Origin of the sequence: Bacillus mesophilum, from assembly GCF_008923265.1 — a bacterium.
Taxonomy (GTDB): Bacteria; Bacillota; Bacilli; order Bacillales; family Cytobacillaceae; genus Cytobacillus; species Cytobacillus mesophilum.
In genome coordinates, this window is sequence record NZ_WBOT01000002.1 from 442,349 (window position 1) to 464,915 (window position 22,567).

Genomic DNA, 22,567 nt, shown 5'->3' on the forward strand with positions numbered 1-22,567 from the left:
AAATAAATAGTGCAAATTGTTCCCCATATAGTAACAAGTATGTCCACGTCCAATTTTTCTAAACAGCTGAACCATCTTTCCCGGGAAATAGTGGCTAATTCCGCTCTATCCATCTTGTCATCTGCTTTGTATCCTGATCATAAAAACTATAAGCTGTAAGCTGATATTCATCCTCCAAATTCAGTTCATATATTATTCTGAGCTGATTATCGTTCATCTGTTCTGTATGATAGGCAACTCGTCCATGATTAAAAGCAAGAACACCATTCATATTGTAATTCTCCGTCTGCAATAATTCCTCAACATGATGGAGAGTACGAAAATAATAATATTCCTGCTGCAGAAGTGCGTTTTCTTCTACAATGATCCGTTTTTCATTTAAATATAATTCTAAAAGCAATGTAAGCAGAAACGACACTAACAGCAATAACGCTAACGTAAGCGGATACGTAAACCCGTTCTTATTTCTGATCATTGAGATGCTCCTGTAATAAAAGGTGTTATTAGACTGGTATGTGTTTCATCCTTTGTATCTATCATTCTAATTACCAAACTTTTTCTTTGTTCTTCGTATGTTACATCTCTCACATTTTGCATTACAATTTCGTGTCCAGTTCCATTAACCCGCCTTCTAATATTGCTTCCGTATTTTTCATAGCTGATTTGCTGCTGATTCTTTCTCACAATCAATTTTCCATTTGCAACCTCAATTCCTCCTTCTGATAAGCGCACTTCTTTTTTCAGCTGCTGAATAAAGATATTCCACTCCATTTTGGCAATGATCTTATTTGTCTCGGAACTTTGAATAATATGATTCATGGTCAAGGGAATTAAGCTCATAATGAGCAGAAAAACAGTAAAACCGTATAGAGCATCAAGCATTGTAAATCCTTTTTCATTGGTCGATTGATTCACATACTTGCCCAGCAGCTTCGCCGTTCCTTTCATAAAATACACACACCTCCCCCTTATTTAAAATGAGGCTGTATACCACACCATCTTTCAAAAAGGTTTCCGAACGAGGAGACATCATTGCAGCCTCACTTTCCATCAAACTTTCATATAATAGCTTGACAGCTATATGATGGATTTGAACATTCTGCTGTGACTCATAAATTTTTGATAGTAATGGCATTAATAGCGCACCAATAAGAAAGAGAGCCGAGAGGGACAAAAACAAATCTGTTAGAATAAAGCCATCACATTTCCGCAACATAAAATCGTCCTCTCCCGATTAAAAAGGTCATCTTAAAGCTCTTTTCATTGAAGAAAATATAGAACTGTCCAAATTGATTGACATTCCCATCAGACAAAAAGGAAAAATACAAGTCCATGCTCCCTTCTTGAATGGAAATATCTTTGGAATATTGTCTGCTGAATAGAATTTCTTCACTGTTTTCTATTACATAATACATATGATTTTCAGGCTGAATATACACGCGGATTTGCTTTTGGTGAGAAATAGCGTAGCTTTGAGCGAAGAGGAGATCGGATTTTAGCTGAGAAAAGAACTGCTTCTCTAAAAGTGTGTATGTCATTGGACTGATTTTTACAACTGAAGCTGTTAGGATAATTAATACAATAGAGAATACGATTAATGATTCGATTAAAGTAAAACCAGACTCAGTATGAAGTTTCATGATGAAGGCGATTTGGATGATACTTCTCCATCAGCGGAAATGATTATTTCATCACCATTTTGACATGTTAGCTGATTTTCATTTAAGTATTCTTTATCAGCAAGCTCTTGAATGGTTGCCGGCAATTTCTTTTCATCCAATTCGTATGCTTGGACTTGAGCCTGCACCATTTGAACAAAAGCATCGCAGCCTTTAGAATTAATTTTTGAATTATGCTGTGTTACATTCGGTACTGTGATAATTAATAATACAGATATCACCAGCAGAACAATCATCATTTCAATCAGAGTAAAACCACGCTGATTTTTTAACATTAAAATCCCTCCATTAAATGAAACATTGGTAATAAAACCGCCAAATACATAGAAACAAGCAGAAACCCAATAAAAGAATAAATGATCGGCTGTATCGTTTTAATTGTCTTTTCCACCTTTTCTTCCAATCTCTCCATGCAGTGCTCGCCAAAAAAAGCAAGCTCCTCTGCCAGCTTTCCGTTTTTCTGTCCATGTGCAATGATTCGGGAAAGCTCAAAGTCAAAAATAAAATACTTTTGAATTAACACTTCAAGTGCTTCCCCTCTTAATAAGCCGCTCTGCAATTCATAACCCAGCTCCTGATAAAGTGGCTGCTTTTCATTTTTTTCGAATAGCTGCAGGGCCTCAAATACAGACAATCCTGCCTGCAGCAAATAATGAAGCTGTACTGAAAAATAATGTGAATAGAATAGTTTTAAAAATACCCCGAACACTGGAATAGAGGAGATTATAGTCTTTTGCTTTAAATACGTTAAACGTTTAAAGCGAAAGGAATAATAACATAGGAGCACAATGACTAGAAGGAAGGTCACACTCAGCATAATAGGAAATAAGTTACCGAATCCAGATACAATATTTGTGAAAAAATTAGCCTCCAAATCCAATGACAGAAACAAGGATGAAAACTTAGGAAGCAAGATTTGTATAACAAACAAAAACAGTACAATCGTAACCAATATTAAAAAAATAGGATACATAAGCAGCTTCTTGAGTTTTTGCCAATTTTCATCCCGCTTTAAAATCATCTCACTTCCATCTCTAAACGCTTCTGCCAATCCGCCATGCTGCTCTGCAAAATAAACATACCCAATGACATCTTCATTAAATTTAAGCTTTGAGAAGGCATTATATAAGGAATAACCTTCACGTAATTCTTGTAGACATAGCTCCATTGCCGACCTTTTGTGAAGCGGCAGGTGCAGAGTGACTGACTCAATCGCCTCTGATAATGGATAACCTCTTTTCAAGAGGTCACCAATCCATTTTAATAGCAGCCCCTGTTCCTGAAGGCTCCATTTATTCTTTTGCATCATCCATCACCCACCGTTCATACTCCGATCCCTTAACAAATCCAAGGGCAATTCCTTTGCGGATATGATCCTTCAATGTCCGATATTCAACAAATGTTCCCCCATCATTCATATGATTGATGACACTATGCAGCGCTTTGCCTGTTAAAAGTTCAAAAATAGTAGCACGTTTTAACTGACCATAACTCAAGCAATAAGGAGAACACTCTCCGCCGCAATAAGGGCAAATCAGCTCCACTAGCCGCTGAGCTGTAACAGCAATCAGGGTTTGCTGAATTTCCAGTAAACTCACCCCAAACTCCTGCAGTCTTACAATCGCTCCCTGTGCATCTCTTGTATGCATCGTTGTTAATACTAAATGTCCCGTCAACGAAGCACGCACCGCTATTTGCGCAGTTTCAGCATCCCTAATTTCTCCAACCATAATAATATCCGGATCATGGCGTAAAATGGCTTTTAAACCGGTGGCATAAGAAACTCCTGCTTTTTCATTTACCTGCACTTGCATAACCTGATCATTTTCTTTCTCTATTGGGTCTTCTAATGTGATTACATTTCGATTGTAAATATGTGAGGTTTCGTTGAGGAGTGAGTATAAGGTTGTTGTTTTGCCGCTGCCTGTAGGACCTGTTAAAATAATCAGTCCATGAGCATGTTTTAATAGTGCTAGCATTTTTCTTGTCGTCTCAGGGAATAATGAAATGTGATAGTAAGGAATATTCTGATGTGCGGGAAGGATGCGGATAACAAGGCTTTCTGAAAAACGGGAAGGAAGAGTGGAAAAGCGCAAGCCAATCTGATAACCATTCATCGTGTAAGAGCTGGCTCCATTTTGCGGACGTCTCTTTTCACCGATATCCATGGATGCAGTGAATTTAAAATGAGAGATGAGACGGTCACAATCCTCTCTTGGCAAATGAAATCTGGGAATCAGTTTGCTGGCTAAGCGAAACTGAATCAATGTATCGTTTTTGCGGGGAAGAATGTGAATATCTGTCGCCTGTTTTTGGACAGCATCACGGATAATACTTTCTGCGAGCCTTTCGATATTGCTCACCGCTGTTGTACACCACCTTCTTATTTAGGATGGTAATAAATTTCGACAGTTTTCTGCCTTTCCCTTCTTTTTTCTTGAATTTTTTTCAACATTCTCCAAAAAACGTGAAGATGTGAACATTTTCTAAACTTATGGTGAAAACAGTGTTTACCTCAAATGGCTGTATTATAATGGAATAAATACTCAGTCTGAGGTGAATTCTAGTGGAACAAACATTAAAGATCACGAATGTATTATCTGATCCAACCCGCTATTATATATATCAATATATCTCCGAAAAACATCGTGATGTGACGGTTCAGGAGATTGCCGACAATTTTTCCATTCATCCAAACGTAGCAAGACTGCATTTATCAAAGCTCGAAGATGTAAATATGATTATTTCTGAAACAAAGAAAACCGGAAAAGGCGGACGTCCAAGCCGACTATATCGCCTATCTGATGAAGTTATTCAGCTTCAATTCCCTTTCAGAGATTACCAGCTCCTTTCAGAGATTGCACTTGAAACCCTAATGTCCCTTGGAGAAGCAGGCAAAGCTGCCTTATATGTGACAGGCAAAAAGTTTGGCCAGCGATTAATGGATCAGGAAAATCAGCGTCCACACAGCAATATGAGCATATCCAGTTTTGATCATAAGTTGAACTTGATTAAAAACGCAGCAACGATATCTGGCTTTCATCCTGAATTTGAAGTCAATGAAGATGGAACATCTGTTTATTTTCAAGTTTACAATTGTCCGTTTAAGGAAATTGCTGCAGCACATCCCGAGTCAGTCTGTCACATGCATTATGAATTCTTAAATGGAATGTTTTCATCTGTCTTTCCGGATGTGGAGCTAATGGAAAAATCCAATATGCTTAAAGGCTGTGATTTTTGCTCTTATCAGACGGTCTTGACAAACTGATAACATGTTATTTACTTTTATCTAACATTTACCTTATAATAAGATCGTATGCAATTGTATGCGTTTTAAAGGAGGGATACATATGGATCGTATGTACAGAGTACTGGGATTCTGGACTGGCATATTCGCTATAATGTTCTATGTAGGCGACATGTATACTACGTCCTTAATCTTTTTCGGTCAAACAGGATTTTTCCTGCTTCTAAGCTATTTAAAGCTTTCCGAACGTATGTATATCTATGTATTTGGAGCTTATTTAACAGTGTTTTTCGTTGGGTTTACGTACTGGTCAACATTTATGATGATCCCGGGTTCAGGCGGCCACTAATCAGATTGACTTAGTGCGCAGCAATGTAATCGGCAAACTGCACTAATAGCTTCGATGATTACCGTGCGTTATTGCTTTTGTTCTAGCTTCTTTAATTTAAAAAGCACAAATAAAAAAACGATGATGATTTCATCGTTTTTTTATTTGCAGTAAGCTAACCTCGATTAAAATCCATTTAAGAATGGATTAGAATCCATTTCTTCTCCGATCGTCGTAGCAGGTCCATGTCCTGATAGTACAATTGTTTCTTCAGGCAGTCCCAAAAGCTTATCATGAATACTTTTTATCAGTTGTGCATGGTTGCCGCCCGGCAAATCTGTCCTTCCAATACTTCCTTGAAAAAGAGCATCCCCTGAAACAGCAATTGATGATTCTGGAAAATAAAAAGTCACACTGCCAGGTGAATGTCCAGGTGTCTCAAGTAACTGGAACTTAAAGTCGCCAATTTGCATATGTTTTTCTTCTGTAAGAATATGATCTGCCGGCTTCATGCGTATCAATGTGCCAATTTGAAAAAATTGGGAGCCGTTTAGAGATGGATCAAAGAGCCATCCGGCCTCTTGTTCATGTATATAGACAGGAATATCAAAGTAATCACGCACCTCATCAAGGGCACCAATATGATCAAAATGAGCATGTGTCAGTAAGATCGCCTGTGGCTGATATTTTTTTTCATTCACAAAGCTGATTAGCCTTTCAGCATCTCCGCCTGGATCTACAATTAAACAGTTTTGATTGTCTATAGCCAAGACATAGCAATTTGTCTGTAAAGCACCTAAAGGAATACAATGCCATTTCATGTTCTCTACCTCCATCTAGTCCGTTTGTTCCCTTCATTTTACACTAGATCATACAAGATGTTAAAGAGAAGCATGCAGTAATTAATGCTCCTCATTAGCCTTACATGCCAATAAAACTTAAAATCCTTCTTAAAGTGACATAATGCATTGCCCCTAAAGACAAATAAGTGTCATTTTTAGACCTCGACAAATTCTCGAAAAACTTATAAAATAATAACGAATGCAAATTGATAGTAAGGTAAATACTTCTTAAAAATGCAGTCAGCCATTGCCGTTTTGTAAACGTTTAATCTACGCTTTCTTCACTGGAATACATGGAAGAAATTATAAACGTTTAGCCATGGCACAAAAAGAGTACATAGTAAAACTGTACAAGGCTTTTGCCTGCTGCAAAAACATAAAGGAGGTTAACTGAATGGGACTTGTAATCATTTTTGCTTTAACAGCACTGCTGGCACTGTTTGGAACAATTAGTGCACTAAAAAACAAAAATTTACTTGGAATTGTCTTTGGCGGAGGAACACTGGCTGTTTTTGGCTGGTTCGCGGTTATGACTTTAATCAATAGCGGGTATCCTGCTGTACACTAAGACATTAAAAAGAAGAGGATTGCCACAATGGCAACCCTCTTCTTTTTATTCTTCCAATAAAGACTGAACTCTCTTTACCTTATCCTCCATCTTCCTTTGAACATCACGACGATCATCAATTCGAATATTAGTAGCAACCCGTTCAATATTATGCTGAAAAGGTGCTTCATGGATTTTTTGAATGACTTCAAATAATACTGGAAGATCCCCTTCAATAATGGTATTCATTGGTGTCAGCTGAAAATGAATTTTCCCGGCTTCCTGGTAGGAGGCAAGGATTTTTTGTATTTCTGCCACATACTTGCTTACACTTGGTGTTTTCGTTCCAATTGGAATGACTGTTACATCAACTATTGCCATATGCATTACGTCCCCTTTTTATAAAATTTCCTCTTTCATTAAAGAAATAATCTCACCGCTCTCCAAGTGGATCAGCTTCTCAAAATAATAACCATACAGACAGGCTTTTCCATCAGGTGAACAGCTGAGCGGCTCATTATCTGCGTTTTCGAGAAGGATTTCCTTTTCTCCGCTGCTCAATTTTGTGTTGATTAGCTGAAATCCATTCTGATATAAATCTGCCTCAGAGCTATGTAAAGGCTGAAAAGAGAGGAAAGATTCATTCCCAATGAAGTCAGAGTAAGGAATTAGCCAATCTGAATAGTTCGTTAATTGTGGGACAGAAAAGGAGGATAATACTTCAAATTGTTCTGTCATAAACGTATAGACCGCTTCGTCCATTTTACCATTTTCAGCAGATATCGTCATAACTCCTTGATCAAATCTCTTTACTTGAAAAATTCGATCAAGAATTGTTTCATTTTGATCATTAAAAATTGAATGCTTAACAAGGGGTGCAAAAAGAGCTGGATTTTCTGAACTCCAGTCAAGATATACTATCTCTTCGCTATTAAGCCAATGCACAAAGGGTTCATTTAAAGACAATTCACTTAAGCTTTCTTCTTCGATATTCATTAAATAAGGAGTAAAAGTCCAATCCTCTGAAAAAGCAGAAATGAGAATCATATTTGTATCATAAGGATTCCATGTATAGGTTAGTTCAGCAGCAGTCAAAGATTGCGTATTCAGGACCATGCCTTGCAGATCAATAACCGTCAGCAGTCCTTCATACGTAGAAACGGATGTGTGTATAATAAGGTTCTTTTTGTCTGGACTGATTAAAACATCTACAATAGGCAGCTCTGATGTGAACAATAATGATTTCTCACCTGAATAAATGTTATATTCATAGATATCAGAAGTGTTGCCTTTTGATACGGTATAAACAACTTTTTCATTCGATAGCCAGCCGCTAATTCCTGAAAATTGCCCGTCATTCACCTCTATAGGAACCAATTCTTGCTTAGACTCTACTGTATTTTCCGGCGCTGCATCGCCATCTTTTTCAAATTCGCTGTCATCGTCTTTTTGACAGCCTGCCAAAAGAAGAAGAGAAAAAGCCAGCATCAGAAAAAAGCCCTTATACAGATATGTAGATGTTAAAAAGCCTCTCGCCTTTTGCCCCTGATTACCGCTCATCTTCTTTCCCCCTTAATCCACTATTAATTTGTACGTAAATATGTTAAAAATGTTTCAATTATTTCAAAAATATTTTAAAAAAACAACAAAAAGCCGAAATCGGCTTTTTGTACTAACTGCGATTATAGTTTTTGTGTCCGTATACCCTTGTTTATTTGCTTAACTGGACTAGAGTAATAAGGACTTCAAGCTATTATACTGTCCTTCCTCCCCAAAATACAAGCGTTAATTACATATATAATGAAGCTAGAAAGATCCCCAGCACCTCTTCATATATTTCATCAAACTGGGACAATGGCAGCGGATTAATGCCTTTTCCTAACTCAATTGTAAATCCTGGCTTGCGGAATTCTTGAATAAACCAATCTTTATACCCTGCAAAGCTGTCAATATACTGTACGGATGTATATCCGCTGACTCGTTCAAATTCATCTGCAATGACTTGAGATTCTGGGGGTTCCAGCCCTTCGTATCCCCAATAAAATTCTTCTCCTTGTGTATGAAAAGCAAGCATTCTGTCAAATTGATTTTCACGGGCAAACTCTGCCATCGCTATAGCCTCAGGCTCTGTTAATGGTGCAGTTCCTGGAAAGTCTCTTGGAGCAGGCGATTTTTCTTCTTTGCGCTCTTTTTCCACTTCCCATTTAGCTGGATATTGATTATTTAAGTCTACCCCACGGATATTGGCTTTCCAGCCTGAGAAATCTGTGCTGCCATTGTTAATCTGCAGAACCTGTTCACTCATCTCGGCAGGAGGTCCTTTCAATACTAGGTTAACACCATCAGGATTAACCATTGGTACAATGGATAAGCTGACATTCTGATAATATGGCAGCACATTTAATCCTCTAATCGGGCGCATGTTGGTGAGAGCAAGTAAATAATTGTTAACTAAAGCCATTAAAATGGGCGTTGTAATCCATTCATTTGCATGGAAGGAAGCATTAATTTGCACTTTCTTAGGACCAGTGCCTATTTTTATTTCTTGTATAGGCTTCCCAAGAACACTATTTCCGATTGTGTTTATTTGTATAAAAGGAAAAACTTCTTTCAGGGAAGTCAAATCCGTCTGCAGGGATTCAAATGTATAATTCATGCGCCGATTGAGCGACGGAGTGATCATTCTTTTAGGCAAATTAATTACTGATCCAATAACGAGCTGATTTGGATTGATATTTTGATTCAGCAATAATAATGCATCTGCAGAAAGATGCCGTCCTGCACTTAATTTCCAAAATGTATCCCCTCTTTTGACTGTATAACGTTCTATCGAAAAACCAGGGATTTGAATTTCCTGCCCTATTTGCAGAGCAGATGGATTTATATTCGGATTAGAATCAATAATTAAATTTAACGGAACCATAAACAGCTGGCTATAGTACCATAATGAGTCACCTGAACGAACAATGATCTTCATTCTACTCCCCCTTTTCATCATTCATACTGTATGAAAGAAAGAGAAGAAAAATGACTATGAACAACCATTGGTGCAGGCACTGCTTATGAGGTCAAGTGCCTTAAGCGGATAGGTTTCTATTTCTGTTTATTTGGATAAAATCGAAGCAAATCACCATTTATAATAGAATCTGAATATTCAAGCTCACGTTTGGCCTCTTCAATAAATGGTGAACACTCTATTTCTCCAACCTGTTCTCCTGTGGTTTGATCATAACAAGTATTCCGCGTATAGACATATTTTTCGGATATAAAACTGCCATCCCTCAGCACCGTAAACTGAGAACGAGTTTCTGAAAAAAGATCGGAACCAAAATTGAAGCCATTCTTCGTATTAATCCCAAGTAAATGGAGCAGTGTTGGTTTTACATCAATTTGACCAGCAACTGATGAGATCGTTTTCCCCTCTTGGCCAGGAATATGAATGACCAGCGGTACTCGCTGCAGCTCCATATTTACGAGCGGAGTAACTTCTTTACCTAAAAATCCACTCAATGTGCTATTATGGTGCTCTGATAATCCGTAATGATCACCATAAAGCACAATGATCGAATCTTCATATAAGCCTTCATCCTTCAGCTTTTGAACAAAAGTCTTAACCGCTTCATCTGTATAACGGACAGTTTGAAAGTAATTATCTACAATACTATCCCCTGATGCATAGGATTCAATCAGCTGATCACTTTCTTTTAATTCAAAGGGGAAATGATTTGTAAGAGTAATAAACTTAGCCAAAAATGGTGATGGAATTTCTTTTATATGCTCAATAGATTGCTCAAAGAATTCAATATCTTTTAACCCCCAGCCTACAGAGTTATCTTGATTCACCTCATAAGATGGCAATGAATAAAATCGGTCATATCCTAATGCGCTATACATAATATCACGGTTCCAAAAGCTTTTATTATTAGCATGAAAAGCAGCTGTTGTATATCCATGATCTCTCAGTATCTCAGGCATTGCTTCATATTGATTACCTGAATGTGTAAAAAAGACGGCACCCCGATCCAGCGGGTACAATGATGTATCAATTAAAAACTCAGAGTCAGACGATTTGCCTTGTGCGGTCTGATGATAAAACTGATCAAAATAGTAACTTTCTTTTATAAAATCATTTAAAAATGGTGTAATTTCCTGGTCCTTAACTTTCTGATTAACCACAAAACTTTGGACAGATTCCATCGCAATCAGATAAACATTCTTATTCTTAGCTGCTCCAAATAAATGTTCATTTGGGAGGTCATAGCCAGCATGTATATAATTATCGATATCCGCAAGTTCACTTCCATCAGCCATTGCACGCTGTGCAGAAGACTTTGTCTGCAAAAACAAGTCATATACATGATAATTATATGTTCCTATATTTTTCACAAGCACTTCTCGATCAAAGGTGCGGGTCAGAAGATCTGACCATTGTGATTCCGCCAGGCCAATATTAAAGAAAGCAAGTGCTGCCGCTGCAATAAAAAAAGCTGCCCTTTTGATCTTCGTATACTTTTTATATAATGCAAATTTTGGTTTTAAAAGAATGATAAGAACTATTAGGACAACATCTGTAAAATAAAGAAGATCACTAAAACGAAGGAGTTCATTCACACTGCTGCCGAGGTCACTCATATTGCTTGTCTGAAACAAAACAGGAAGTGTTATATAATCATTATAAAATCGGTAAAAGACAACGTTTGCAAAAAGAACAACTGAGATCAGGAAGCTTGATGCTAATACATAAATATTTCTTGTCCTCTCTTTAAAAAACAAGCCAATACCTAAAACAATTAACAAAAAACTCAATGGATTTATAAACAGGATTAACTCCTGCTTCCAGTTATCAATCTGTATATCAAAACTAGTTTTATAAACGATATATGTTTTGATCCAAAGTAAGAATACTGCAATTGAGATAATCGAAATTGCAGGCATTTTTATTTTGCTCATATTATGCAGACCTCCTTGCATTTAAAATGATCACATATAATTTAATGGCTTTTCCATACTGTGCAGTTTTTTCGCAAATATTAATATGTAAAAAAAGGCTTAATTAATAGACGTTTGAGACCTTGAAAAGTTTCGAATATTACATCATTTATTAAAATAAATAGGAACCTCCAGGCTTTTATACATTCCTGTTCAATATGAAGTAAAATGACCTGCAAAAAAAAGCACCTTGATAAAAGGCGCTTTTCTGTTATATATTATTTATTTTTTGCCAGCCAAGCTGCACCAATAACACCTGCGTCATTTCCCAGAATGGCTAAATCAATTGTTGTTGTATTTCTGACTCCTGGAAAAGCGTATTTTTGAAAGTGTTCAATAACAGGTTTTAATAAAATATCTCCTGCTTTCGAAACTCCCCCTCCTAATACAATCTTTTCAGGATTTAAGGTATTCGCAATATTTGCGAGAACAAAACCAAGGTGAAAGGCTGTTTCCTTTAACACTTCCAATGAAAGCTTATCTCCGCTTCGTGCTGTATCAAATACATCTTTTGCTGTAATAGCTCCAGCAGTCTGATAAATCGAGAGCAGCTCACTTTCCATATTTTCATTGATTTTGATTTTTTCGGTCGCCTGTCGAACAATTCCTGTTGCAGATGCAATCGTTTCAAGGCAGCCTGTTTTGCCGCAGTTACATGGAGCACCGCCTTCTGGGATAACTGTTATATGGCCAATTTCGCCCCCTGATCCTGCTACACCTTGTACAATATCCCCATTGGCAATAACTCCGCCGCCAACACCGGTGCCAAGCGTAACACAAACAAGATCCTTACCGCCATTGCCTGCACCCTTCCACATCTCTCCCAGAGCTGCACAGTTTGCATCATTATCTACCACAACAGAAAGACCTGTTTCAACTTCAAGCAAGTCTTTTACCGGATAGTTATCTTGCCACCCTAAGTTTACAGAATGGTATACAATTCCTGCATCAAGATCAACTGGTCCTGGTGCCCCCATCCCAATCCCTTGGACCTGGCTTTTTTCAATACTCCATTCTTCAAGCTTCTCATCAATACTTTTAGCTATATTTACGGTAATGTTTCTTCCTTCTTCACTATTATCAGTCGGAATTTCCCACTTATGCTGAATTTCTCCATATGTATTTAACAGTGCCAGTTTGGTAGAAGTGCCTCCTAAATCTACTCCAATCAACCATCTCTCCATAACCCTACTCACCCTTCTGCTGCTTCTCTTTTAATAGCTGTGCTTCATGCCTTAACAGCAAAATCGCACTTTGGTATTGCTGCGGTTCTATTAGCAAGGAGTCATATAAATCTTGTATCTCTGCTTCCATTAACTCCAAATCAGCGACACGATCTCCTATATAAACAAAGATGCCAAATTTCTTCAGCAGCTGCTGAACATCATAAATCGTATTCATAGTTGCTCCTTTACTGGAAAAGTGAAGCGCTTTAAACATTTGCATAATTGAAAGAACTTCATCTGAATAAAAACATAAAAATAATGTTATCTTGCCATTTCGTGACAGAAGGATCTTAAATAAGCCAAGTTCCGCCTTTGCTGCCCAACTTAAAGTATAATCGAAAGCTACTGTCCTCTCAAGGGTTAGAATCAGCTGCTATATACTTTTTTCAACGTAAAGGTGCCCTTTCTATCCTTACAAACGTAAAAAAACTTCTCCTATTTAAAAGAGAAGTTTTTTTCATCCTTGTATTTATCTGTCAGGATCTTTTGGATGGATCATCCGTGGTCTTCTATTTTTTAAAGGAATAGGGGAGCGGATTAGGACATCCCGGAAGGCTCGCAGGTTGAAAGGAATAAACGGCCAAAAATAAGGTACGCCAAATGACTTCATTCTAGAGAGCATAATGATCAGCAGTACGATCGCGATTATGAATCCATATTCATGAAATAAGCTTGTCATGAGCAAGAGTCCTATTCTAATCAGCCGGTTTGCAAGACTCATCTCATAGCTTGGCGTTGCAAATGTTCCAATTGCTGCGATTGCTAAGTACAATACCACTTCATTAATTAAGAGACCCACATCAACAGCAACAGAACCAATCATTAATGCTGCAACTAAACCCAGTGCTGTTGCCAGGGAGGAAGGGGTATGAATTGCTGCCATCCTAAGCATATCAAGGCCTGTTTCAATTAGCAGAAATTGCAGCAGCAATGGTAGATGACCTGTATCCTCTGGGACCAAAAAGAGAAGTCCAGCTGGCATTAACTCCGGTTTTACAGCAAGTAAGTACCATAATGGCAGCAAAAAAAGGGACGCAAATACAGCTAAAAATCGTACAGCGCGTAAATAGGCTCCAACCAATGGCTTATTGCGGTATTCTTCAGCATGCTGTAAATGATGCCAGTACGTAGTTGGTGTAATGATGACGCTTGGTGAACCATCGACAATAATGCAGACATGTCCCTCGTATAAATGGGTGGCTGCCGTATCAGGTCTTTCCGTATAACGCACGAGAGGATAGGGATTCCAATGCCTTCCAGATATAAACTCCTCGATTGTTTTTTCGGCCATTGGCAGTCCATCTGTATCAATTTTGGCTAAAGCATCCTTTACTTCTTTTACAATCGCAGGATCTGCTATATCCTCAATATAACTAACTACGATATCAGTTTTTGATCGTCTGCCCACCTGCATATATTCCATCCGCAAGGTTTTGTCTCGAATTCTTCTCCTTGTTAAGGCTGTGTTAAATACAAGTGTTTCAACAAATCCATCTCTTGATCCCCTGACCACTCTTTCTGTATCAGGTTCCTGCGGCCCTCTTACAGGATATGTACGAGCATCGATTAAAATAATTTCCGGAACTCCATCGACAACGAGTGCGGTTGGCCCTGCAAGTACAGCACTTATAGCTGCATCAAGATCTGTTGTTGTCTCAACTTCTACATATGGGATATACGTTTTAACTAATTTAGATAATGTATCGCCTTCCAGCTGTTTTGGATCAAGGCCAGAGAGCATTTTCATTAAATAATGGAGAATATCATCTTTCACAAATCCATCCACTAAATAAAGCGCCATTTCCCTTTCCGCATATTCCACATCAAGCTGAATAATATCAAAGCTCTTCTCTACTCCTAAAGCTTCTTTTAAATATGCGATGTTTTCTTTAAGATTAGCAGAAACTTGTTTTTTCTTTGTTTCTTCCAAATTCTCCACCTCAATATGATTTTCCAGCATTTTCAATGCATATATTCATCAGCATTGACATACAGAAAAAAAATCATACCATCTCCTGGTATGATTAGATAAAATGAGGATTTTTTTTAGCAATGTAATCAGTTTCCGGTTTCATATTGATTGATTTGCTCTAAGAGATTTGTATATAACTCTTCATCATTTTCCAATTCAACCGCCCGTGTCACAAGCTCCTTTGCTTCAGCAACATTATTTTCGTTTAAATAAATCAAAGCCAAATTATAATACGCTTCATGAAATTGATCATTTTTCTCTATAACACCCTGAAGATGCTCTTTTGCTTCTGTAATTTTTCCTGTATGAATCTCAGCATAGGCCAGCTGGAACAACACATTAGCTGATGCGTCTTCTGACTGTGCAGGATCTTCTAACAGTTCTATGACCTTTTCATGTTCTCCCGCATCAATATATTCTCTTGCAGCAATCATTAAAGATTGTTCATCGACCACTTTGGAATGATCGCTAAATCCGTACCATAAAAGTGCACCAAAGAGCATCGCTGTTAAGAGCAATGCAGGCACCTGCAAACGCAAATTCTTCTTTTTAGGCAGATGGACAATCGCTGCGGCGAGGAAGCCTCCAATCATACCGCCAATATGGCCTGCGTTATCAATTCCTGGTATCACAAATCCCAGTACAAGGTTAATTCCCAATACCACAATGATATTCATCCCAATGGTTCTAAAAAATAATTCTTTATACATAAAGCCAAAATAAATCAATGCACCAAAGCAGCCAAAAATGGCTCCACTCGCTCCTGCAGAAAGACCGTCGCTAAAAATAAAGCTGGCCAGCGTGCCGGAAAAACCAGCAATCAAATAAACCAGCAAAAAGCGTATGCTGCCAAAAATTCTCTCCACTGCAGCACCTAAATAAAATAATGCAAGTGTATTCATTAATAAATGCACCAAGCCAATATGCAGAACAATGGGAGTGAAAAACCTCCACCATTCCCCTTCAAGAATGAGCGGGTTAAACTTTGCACCATATTGAATTAAAGTGGAAGTGTTTGTACTGCCGCCTTTCCATTCGAGTAAAAGAAACATAAGAACTTGAATAGCGATAAAAGCATAGGTGAACAGAGGTTTTCCAGCCCGAAAAACAGCTTGTTCTTCCTTTTCCTTTTTAACTGCTCCTGACAGCGTTTTTTGCTTAAGGTTCTCTATTTCTTCAGGCTCGGTATGTATCTCTGCAGGAATGTCAAATGGAGAAGAGAATAAGCTATTAAGCTTTGCTGTTTCTTTTTCATAAAGAACTGGAGCCATAATCATTGTTGTAACTTCTGTTTTACTGCCTTCCTGGAGTTGAAACGGTGCCTCCAAACGATATTCATAATCATCAACAGGAGGGTAAGGGGAAACATAAATATTTAAAATGCCTAATTGCTTTTTCGCCAGCTGCTTTCTAATTCTTTCACCATTTGCAGCTGTATGTTCAATATCCCTTTCCATCCAGCTGCTCCAGTCAAGATCATACCGCAGCAATCGAATCACCTGCAGCTGTTTATTTTCCATTTTTTCAAGCCACAGTTCTTTATCGCCTTCCCCTAACTGAACAATGCGAAAATCATGATCTGAAATAAAATACCATGCTAATCTCCAAAACATATACTCTTCTTGCATAAGATCTCCACCACTCTATATTAACTTTTCGAAAAAAACACACATTAGACAAGGCTAGTAAGATAGGTTTGATCCAGCTTTTCGATACAGCTTCTAAAAGAACAGGCTGCATGCTGCCTTCGTGTGCGTGTGCGTTTGCATTAATTTAATTTTGTATCTTTACGGATAACTTATCCTTTAACTATAGAAAAAAACACTTTGAATTGTAAAGCAATATCACCCTTATGTGTCTTTTTATAAATTCAGGAAGAAATTTGGATAAAAATGCTGTCTTTCATTCAAACTAATAAAAAAAACAGGAGGTTGGATCATGGGAAAATTGGTTTCGATCTTTGTTATTGGTCTTAGCGGCTATTTATTTTTTCAAAATCGCTATCGATTATTAAACTTTGTCTTAAGCAATGTATGGCTGCGCAGATTTGTTGTCGGGTCTTTTCTAAATATGCCCGGAATGCGCGATCGCATGATGAATTCGGTCTTCCGTTAGATTGTAATCTTCTAATAGAAAAAGGCCAGAGCGGCCTTTTTCTTTTTTCTATCATTATTAATTGTTTGAAAAGAATGGTTTCATCGTTTTCTTAAGCACTTCGGCAGAGTGTGTAAACTTCTCTTGTTCATCTTGATCTAAGTGAAGTTCGATTACATCACGTATTCCCTTTCTATTTACAATAGCAGGAACCCCAATGTACACATCACTTTGTCCGTATTTGCCGTCCAAGTAAGCGGAAACCGTCAAGACAGAATTTTCATTTTGCAGAATAGCTTTTGTTAACCTAACCAGTCCCATAGCAATGCCATAGTAGGTTGCCCCTTTGCGTTCTATGATATGATAGGCGGCATCCCTTACATTTAAAAATAACTGATCCAGATCCTCTTGCTTATATTGCTCTTTCTTTTTCACCCAATCAGCGATCGTTTTACCGGCAATATCTGCATGGCTCCATACCGGAAGCTCTGTATCCCCATGCTCTCCTATGATATAGCCATGAACATTTCGGGAGTCCACTTGAAAATAGTCTCCAAGCAAGTAGCGGAAACGAGCAGTGTCCAGAATAGTGCCTGATCCGATGACTCTTTCCTTTGGCAATCCGGAATATTTCCAAACCGCATAAGTGAGAATATCAACAGGATTGGTTGCAACAAGGAAAATGCCGTCAAAGCCGTTGTTCATCACTTGGTCTACAATACTTTTAAAAATTTTCGTATTTTTCTCTACTAAATCCAAACGGGTTTCGCCAGGTTTTTGATTGGCTCCAGCACAAATCACAACAATATCTGCGTCTCGGCAATCAGAATAATCTCCATACCAAATATTTGTAGGAGAAGGAGCAAAAGGCAGGCCGTGATTTAAATCCATGGCATCTCCCTCTGACTTCTCCTTATTCAGATCAATAAGCACTAACTCCTCTGTTACTCCTTGATTCAGCATCGCAAAAGCATAGCTGGATCCGACAAATCCAGTTCCAATTAATGCTACCCGATTCACTCTTTTTGACACGATATCTCCTCCTTACTATTTCAATTATTGTATCAGTTTATTATTAACTATTTGTAAATTGAAAATATATTAAACCTAGAAGAGCGGCAATAAATCCTGATAGAAAGTTTACTGAATCATTGTTAAGAAACGCAGACCCTTTTTGCAGTAGCGTTTTTGTCTGACAATGCACAGTCTTTTCCATTTGTTTTCCACAAACATTACATACATAAACAGCTTGGAAATAGGCTCCCATTACTGTATCGAGTATGTTGCCTATAAATCCAAATAAAAAGACAAGCCAGAAGCCAGCTAACTCCAGATCAAATAAAAGTAAACCAGCTAACCCAATGACAAATGAACCTGCAATACCCGCAAGTGTACCCAAAACACTAACTGCTCCAGATGTACCTGCCTGTGCCTTTTTGAATGTTCTAATTGATAAAGGTGCTTGCTTACTGAGAGAACCAATTTCTGATGACCATGTATCCGAATTGGCACTTGCTATACAAATTAAAAAAGCAATCAGCCATGCTTCATTAGAATTCTGCAAATAAAGCAGACTGGCAGCGGCAGCACCCCCGCCATTTGCGGCAACCTGCTGCCAATCCCGATTGGAGCCTTTTTGTACAATTTCCTCTATCGCCGCTTTTTTTTGCTTCTTAAAAAGAGACAAGATGCTAGATGAAAGAAAGAACAAACCAAGGATCAGCAAACCTTTATAACCAAAGCTGCAGCCAATACTAATCCCTACGACAACAGCACATATGCTACCTGAAAAAGAAAGAACCTTTAACCTATACCCGCCGAGTGAAGCGGCGAGAATGATGAAGATGAGAATAAATACATTAGACATTTGAATTATAAACCTTCGCATCCGTTATTATTTGCATAACAGACTGATCGTACACATCGACTGGCAAAGTTCTCACGATTTGTTCATCAAATGCAAGCGCAATGGTTTTACCTCCATAAAAGGACAGAAAGCGATCATAATATCCGCCCCCTACACCTAGGCGATCACCGCTTGCAGTAAAGGCAAGACCAGGCACAATTAATAAATCCATCTCTTCCGCTTTTTTTGCCTTTGTCTGTGCTTCAATGGGCTCTAACAATTGAAAGTAAACTCGTTCCAGCTGTTTAAAATCTGTAATGGTACGGAATATCAATTTTCGCTCTTTTGGTTCACATTTCGGAACAGAGACCGTTTTTCCTTCCTCCCATGCTTTTTTGATTATTGCATATGTATCGACTTCTGGCTGAAGAGAAATGGTAATGCCTATACTTGATGCTTTCTCCCATGCCGGCTGCTGAAAGAGTTTATGAGCAATGATTTCAGAACGCTGCATATATTGAGCTTCTGTTAACTGGGCAAGAGTATTTTTTATATACTTGCGTAAATCTTTTTTTTGCTGATCCAGTTCCATCCTCCTGTCCTCCTTTTATCTGCTATTTCATTTGTACGCTCTAGTGTTTTTTTACATACAAAAAAAGCAGCAGGAATGATCCCGCTGCTTATTTTGTCTCACGATGTGTAACAGAACGCTTATCTCTTGGGCAATATTTCTTAAGCTCAAGACGATCTGGATTGTTTCGTTTATTTTTTTTAGAAATATAGTTACGATCTCCACATTCTGTGCAAGCTAACGTAATATTCACACGCATGTAATTTCCCTCCAAACTATAGATGACTAGTTCGTTCATACGACTTTTCTATAATATCACTTTTTAGTTTGAAATGCTAGTGTGTTTTTTAAAAGTACAGAATTTAAGTTCTGTAATTCAGTTTTGCTGCCGCCGCTAATTATCCAAGACTCGCCTTCACAAGTTTGCCTTCCGTCAAATTCAATTTCTCTTGTATACAGACTGACTGCATTTCCTTTTACCATCGGGAGATATTTTAATTTTCCGCTGGCTGATTCCGCCCAAATATTATCAGTATGAATATTCCAATAAGGCTGGATAGTACATTCGCTCATTTTTTCATTCTCCAGAAACCCGTTAACTAAGTAAACAGTTTGATCAGCCAAATGGTATACAAGGTTATCAACAGGCGAAACAAAAGAAACATGTTCTCTCGAATGAGTTTCGTGTCTATATTGAAGCAATACATTTACTTTCCTTGAAAAAGGGTAATGGTTTGTGACATACACTTTGTAATAGCGAACCTTTGAGTGAATGTGCACTTCTTTCACATGAATCGATAAGCCGATCTCATGGAGTGTCTGCTGAAGCCCTCCGTTTAGCCAATAGGTGACTCCATCGACCCTAATGCCAGGCAACATTCTCAGTTTTCTATTAACACTTTCAAATAGAGGATCATGATCTGTTATTCTAAGAGAATTTGTATTCATTTCAGGACACCTATTTTCTTTATTTTTGTATAACCATTTTGCTTTCAATCAATATTTCTTCGTATACACGCTTCGTCAATTCAGCTGTACGATTCCAACTGAAAAGGCTGTCTGCTACTCTCTTTCCATTTATTCCGAGTGTGCGGGCTTCTTCTTTATTCGCCAGAAGGAAAGATGCTTGGTCTATCAGGCTGTCCCGATCACCTGGGTTCATCAATAAACCAGTAGTACCATGCTGCACGATCCCTTTTAATCCCCCTGTATTTGAAGCGATAATTGGCTTTCCTGCAGCCATTGCTTCAAGAGCCACAATCCCAAAAGGTTCATAATTACTTGGAAATACAGCCATCTCACACATTGAGAAAAACTCTGCACGCTGCTGGTCACTGATAAAGCCAGGAAAATAAAAATGATTCTCCAGTTTATACTCTTTCACTTTGCTGCGATATTCTTCTAATAGCGGACCTCTGCCTGCAATAACAAAATAAATATCCTTAAAAGTTGCACAAAGCTCATTCGCTGCATCAATAATCGTTTCAAATCCCTTTTCCTGTACCATCCTTCCAATGGAAAAGATAAGTCTTCCGTTTTCCTGCACAAAAGGCATTCCGATAGTAGAGTATTTTGTCTGATGATGAGATACATGTTCTACGCCGTTTGGAATGATCGTCATTTTATTTTCAGAAGACTGAAACAAATCAATAACTTCATTTTTCATATATACACTGCAGACAATGATGTGCTCTGAGTGTTCAATCAACTGTTTTTCCTTTTTGTGTATAAAGCTTTGCATCTCCGTAAAAATTCCGCCATTTCTGCCCGATTCCGTTGCGTGGATGGTCGTAACAAGGGGAATATTCAGCAGCGTTTTTAGACTCATTGCACAAGCTCCAACCAGCCAATCATGCGCATGTATTAATGAAAAGGAATGGATGAAGCGTAACTCTCTTGCTTTTCTTTCCATTGCCAGATTCAAACCGCCAATCCATCTTAAAAAATCAGGATCTCTGCTATTTAATGGCTCTACACGGTGAATAAAGACTCCGTTTACTGCCTCTATTTCAGGAAGTTCTCCTGTATTAGCTGTAAGGACATGAACCTCAAAACCTATCTTTACAAGGTTTTCTGCCAGGGCACCAACATGTCTTGCCAAACCGCCAACAAGATTAGGAGGATATTCCCAAGATAGCAGAAGAACCTTTCTCTTTTGTTCCTTCCTTTCCAAATGCTCATCTTTTAAAGGATAAAACTTTTTGTAAGAGTTCTTATCTATAGTGAGACCTGTTGAAATTCTTCCAGTTGCGTCAAGCCATTCTTCAATAAGCTCATCCATTATTGATTCTCCCTTATGGTATAAGGAGTTTCTCTCAACCAATTGCTCCATTTTGTGAACATATGTCCACGAATATGCCAAATCTTTCGAAAATAGAGAATGCGGAGTCACTTCTGGCAGAAACGATTGACACAAGTGAACATTCTCTTCGGTTTGAGAGAGGTTTTCTCTTTCACTTTCTTGTAAAATAAGATTCTTTTTTTCAAGTTCATCCAATCGTGCCAGGAGAGTAGAAATATCGGAATAGATCACTGCTTCTTCAGAAGAAGCAGAAGTTTGAGCCAACCAATCTTTCATCTCTATTTTTTGATTGCTGAATTGCTCTGAAAAATCAGTATGAATAGGATGTATCGTTAAACCATGAGGTGACTTTACAATCCTTCTTCCCTCATGGATGGGTGGGGGATCAGCAAATTTTATGGTTTCAGAGCTTATAAAAGTATGAGAAAACCCATGGTCCATTAAGAATAAATCTAGTCCAGGTGCATACATTCCGTAAGGAAACCAAAATCCTTCTGGTTTAATCTGCAAGTGCTTCTGCAAACAAGTTAAACTATCTCTAATCTGCAGCTGTGTTCCAACAGAGGTTGTTGTATAAGGAAGGATACCTGTTGAAGTGGCTAAAACTTGTATGCTCTTTCCTAGCAGCAATGCTGATATGAGCTTATTAATATTTTTATCAACAACATGCCAATACTGGAGTACCTCTTGATCTTGCTTTAAGTAGCTGTCCATTTCTTTTTGAAATTCAGGACTCGCAAAAATCTGGTAATAAGAAGACGATAAAGCGATCTGGACGCTTACAACGTGTTTAGTTTTCTCCAAATGATGAAACAGCCGCAGAAGCTTATTTACGAAGGGATATAAGTCCGCCCAGTATTCCACCTGCTTGGGATAATAATGAACATCAGGCTGAAGTATGATCATAATTGGCTGCTTGTCCAT

At 38.1% G+C, this 22,567-nt stretch carries 26 protein-coding genes; 4 read left to right on the forward strand and 22 right to left on the reverse strand.

The window, feature by feature from the left end:
* Window positions 1-94: 94 nt before the first annotated feature.
* From comGG to comGA, 7 genes are read right to left on the reverse strand one after another with little or no spacing between them, the layout of a single operon-like run.
* Window positions 95-475 (reverse strand): competence type IV pilus minor pilin ComGG, encoded by a 381-nt coding sequence (gene comGG, locus F7732_RS07095; RefSeq protein ID WP_151573221.1) that lies wholly within the window; start codon window positions 473-475, stop codon window positions 95-97.
* Entirely contained in the window at window positions 472-948 is a 477-nt protein-coding gene (gene comGF, locus F7732_RS07100; protein ID WP_240056582.1) for a competence type IV pilus minor pilin ComGF, read from the reverse strand. The genes comGG and comGF overlap by 4 nt, the downstream gene beginning before the upstream one ends.
* Window positions 896-1,216, reverse strand: a complete 321-nt coding sequence (locus F7732_RS22555) for a hypothetical protein (RefSeq protein WP_161598842.1) — start codon at window positions 1,214-1,216, stop codon at window positions 896-898. Before F7732_RS22555 ends, comGF begins: the two co-directional genes overlap by 53 nt.
* A complete protein-coding gene (gene comGD, locus F7732_RS07105; RefSeq protein WP_151573223.1) occupies window positions 1,200-1,640 on the reverse strand; it encodes a competence type IV pilus minor pilin ComGD in 441 nt (146 codons plus the stop codon). The genes F7732_RS22555 and comGD overlap by 17 nt, the downstream gene beginning before the upstream one ends.
* On the reverse strand, window positions 1,637-1,954 hold the full coding sequence (gene comGC / locus F7732_RS07110; RefSeq protein ID WP_151573224.1) for a competence type IV pilus major pilin ComGC: 318 nt from the start codon (window positions 1,952-1,954) through the stop codon (window positions 1,637-1,639). Before comGC ends, comGD begins: the two co-directional genes overlap by 4 nt.
* A complete protein-coding gene (gene comGB / locus F7732_RS07115; protein ID WP_240056557.1) occupies window positions 1,954-2,988 on the reverse strand; it encodes a competence type IV pilus assembly protein ComGB in 1,035 nt (344 codons plus the stop codon). Before comGB ends, comGC begins: the two co-directional genes overlap by 1 nt.
* The gene (comGA, locus tag F7732_RS07120; protein WP_151573225.1) at window positions 2,972-4,042 is read right to left on the reverse strand and encodes a competence type IV pilus ATPase ComGA; all 1,071 of its coding nucleotides are present in this window, start codon (window positions 4,040-4,042) and stop codon (window positions 2,972-2,974) included. The genes comGB and comGA overlap by 17 nt, the downstream gene beginning before the upstream one ends.
* A 203-nt stretch (window positions 4,043-4,245) precedes the next feature.
* On the opposite strand from comGA, the gene F7732_RS07125 reads away from it, so the two are divergent.
* Together F7732_RS07125 and F7732_RS07130 are read left to right on the forward strand one after the other, a co-directional pair.
* The gene (locus tag F7732_RS07125; protein WP_151573226.1) at window positions 4,246-4,947 is read left to right on the forward strand and encodes a helix-turn-helix transcriptional regulator; all 702 of its coding nucleotides are present in this window, start codon (window positions 4,246-4,248) and stop codon (window positions 4,945-4,947) included.
* Between the two features lie 82 nt (window positions 4,948-5,029).
* Window positions 5,030-5,275 (forward strand): DUF2626 domain-containing protein, encoded by a 246-nt coding sequence (locus F7732_RS07130; protein ID WP_066443663.1) that lies wholly within the window; start codon window positions 5,030-5,032, stop codon window positions 5,273-5,275.
* A gap of 164 nt (window positions 5,276-5,439) precedes the next feature.
* Here F7732_RS07130 and F7732_RS07135 read toward each other — a convergent pair whose 3' ends face one another.
* The gene (locus F7732_RS07135) at window positions 5,440-6,075 is read right to left on the reverse strand and encodes an MBL fold metallo-hydrolase (protein WP_151573227.1); all 636 of its coding nucleotides are present in this window, start codon (window positions 6,073-6,075) and stop codon (window positions 5,440-5,442) included.
* Window positions 6,076-6,490: 415 nt separating this feature from the next.
* On the opposite strand from F7732_RS07135, the gene F7732_RS07140 reads away from it, so the two are divergent.
* The gene (locus tag F7732_RS07140; RefSeq protein ID WP_066443657.1) at window positions 6,491-6,664 is read left to right on the forward strand and encodes a DUF2759 domain-containing protein; all 174 of its coding nucleotides are present in this window, start codon (window positions 6,491-6,493) and stop codon (window positions 6,662-6,664) included.
* A 45-nt stretch (window positions 6,665-6,709) separates the two neighbouring features.
* On the opposite strand, the gene F7732_RS07145 is transcribed toward F7732_RS07140, so the two are convergent.
* The 8 genes from F7732_RS07145 to F7732_RS07180 all read right to left on the reverse strand — a co-directional run bounded on the left by F7732_RS07145 (window position 6,710) and on the right by F7732_RS07180 (window position 16,458).
* Window positions 6,710-7,024 carry an MTH1187 family thiamine-binding protein gene (locus F7732_RS07145; RefSeq protein ID WP_151573228.1) on the reverse strand — a complete coding sequence of 105 codons (315 nt, stop codon included), beginning with the start codon at window positions 7,022-7,024 and terminating at the stop codon, window positions 6,710-6,712.
* A gap of 18 nt (window positions 7,025-7,042) precedes the next feature.
* The gene (locus F7732_RS07150) at window positions 7,043-8,203 is read right to left on the reverse strand and encodes a YqgU-like beta propeller domain-containing protein (RefSeq protein ID WP_151573229.1); all 1,161 of its coding nucleotides are present in this window, start codon (window positions 8,201-8,203) and stop codon (window positions 7,043-7,045) included.
* A gap of 229 nt (window positions 8,204-8,432) precedes the next feature.
* The gene (locus F7732_RS07155; protein WP_151573230.1) at window positions 8,433-9,620 is read right to left on the reverse strand and encodes a M14 family metallopeptidase; all 1,188 of its coding nucleotides are present in this window, start codon (window positions 9,618-9,620) and stop codon (window positions 8,433-8,435) included.
* Between the two features lie 116 nt (window positions 9,621-9,736).
* Window positions 9,737-11,593 (reverse strand): LTA synthase family protein, encoded by a 1,857-nt coding sequence (locus tag F7732_RS07160; protein ID WP_151573231.1) that lies wholly within the window; start codon window positions 11,591-11,593, stop codon window positions 9,737-9,739.
* Window positions 11,594-11,850: 257 nt separating this feature from the next.
* A complete protein-coding gene (locus tag F7732_RS07165) occupies window positions 11,851-12,816 on the reverse strand; it encodes an ROK family glucokinase (RefSeq protein ID WP_151573232.1) in 966 nt (321 codons plus the stop codon).
* A 4-nt stretch (window positions 12,817-12,820) separates the two neighbouring features.
* Window positions 12,821-13,033 carry a YqgQ family protein gene (locus F7732_RS07170; protein ID WP_151573233.1) on the reverse strand — a complete coding sequence of 71 codons (213 nt, stop codon included), beginning with the start codon at window positions 13,031-13,033 and terminating at the stop codon, window positions 12,821-12,823.
* 294 nt (window positions 13,034-13,327) lie between these two features.
* A complete protein-coding gene (locus tag F7732_RS07175) occupies window positions 13,328-14,818 on the reverse strand; it encodes a spore germination protein (RefSeq protein WP_420837678.1) in 1,491 nt (496 codons plus the stop codon).
* A gap of 98 nt (window positions 14,819-14,916) precedes the next feature.
* Window positions 14,917-16,458, reverse strand: coding sequence for a rhomboid family intramembrane serine protease (locus tag F7732_RS07180; RefSeq protein WP_151573235.1), 1,542 nt, complete (start codon window positions 16,456-16,458; stop codon window positions 14,917-14,919).
* Between the two features lie 310 nt (window positions 16,459-16,768).
* Between F7732_RS07180 and F7732_RS22825 the strand changes: the two genes are divergently transcribed.
* Window positions 16,769-16,945, forward strand: coding sequence for a hypothetical protein (locus F7732_RS22825; protein WP_192913001.1), 177 nt, complete (start codon window positions 16,769-16,771; stop codon window positions 16,943-16,945).
* Between the two features lie 57 nt (window positions 16,946-17,002).
* Here F7732_RS22825 and F7732_RS07185 read toward each other — a convergent pair whose 3' ends face one another.
* From F7732_RS07185 to F7732_RS23000, 6 genes are all read right to left on the reverse strand, one after another.
* Window positions 17,003-17,956, reverse strand: coding sequence for an L-lactate dehydrogenase (locus F7732_RS07185; RefSeq protein ID WP_151573236.1), 954 nt, complete (start codon window positions 17,954-17,956; stop codon window positions 17,003-17,005).
* Window positions 17,957-17,999: 43 nt separating this feature from the next.
* Entirely contained in the window at window positions 18,000-18,791 is a 792-nt protein-coding gene (locus F7732_RS07190; RefSeq protein WP_151573237.1) for a DUF92 domain-containing protein, read from the reverse strand.
* Window positions 18,784-19,362, reverse strand: a complete 579-nt coding sequence (locus F7732_RS07195; RefSeq protein ID WP_240056558.1) for a 5-formyltetrahydrofolate cyclo-ligase — start codon at window positions 19,360-19,362, stop codon at window positions 18,784-18,786. The genes F7732_RS07190 and F7732_RS07195 overlap by 8 nt, the downstream gene beginning before the upstream one ends.
* A gap of 88 nt (window positions 19,363-19,450) precedes the next feature.
* Window positions 19,451-19,600, reverse strand: coding sequence for a 50S ribosomal protein L33 (rpmG, locus tag F7732_RS07200; RefSeq protein WP_066443624.1), 150 nt, complete (start codon window positions 19,598-19,600; stop codon window positions 19,451-19,453).
* Window positions 19,601-19,656: 56 nt separating this feature from the next.
* Window positions 19,657-20,289: a hypothetical protein gene (locus F7732_RS07205; RefSeq protein ID WP_151573238.1), complete on the reverse strand. Its 633-nt coding sequence runs from the start codon at window positions 20,287-20,289 to the stop codon at window positions 19,657-19,659.
* A gap of 19 nt (window positions 20,290-20,308) precedes the next feature.
* Window positions 20,309-22,567, reverse strand: a complete 2,259-nt coding sequence (locus F7732_RS23000; protein WP_240056559.1) for a glycosyltransferase — start codon at window positions 22,565-22,567, stop codon at window positions 20,309-20,311.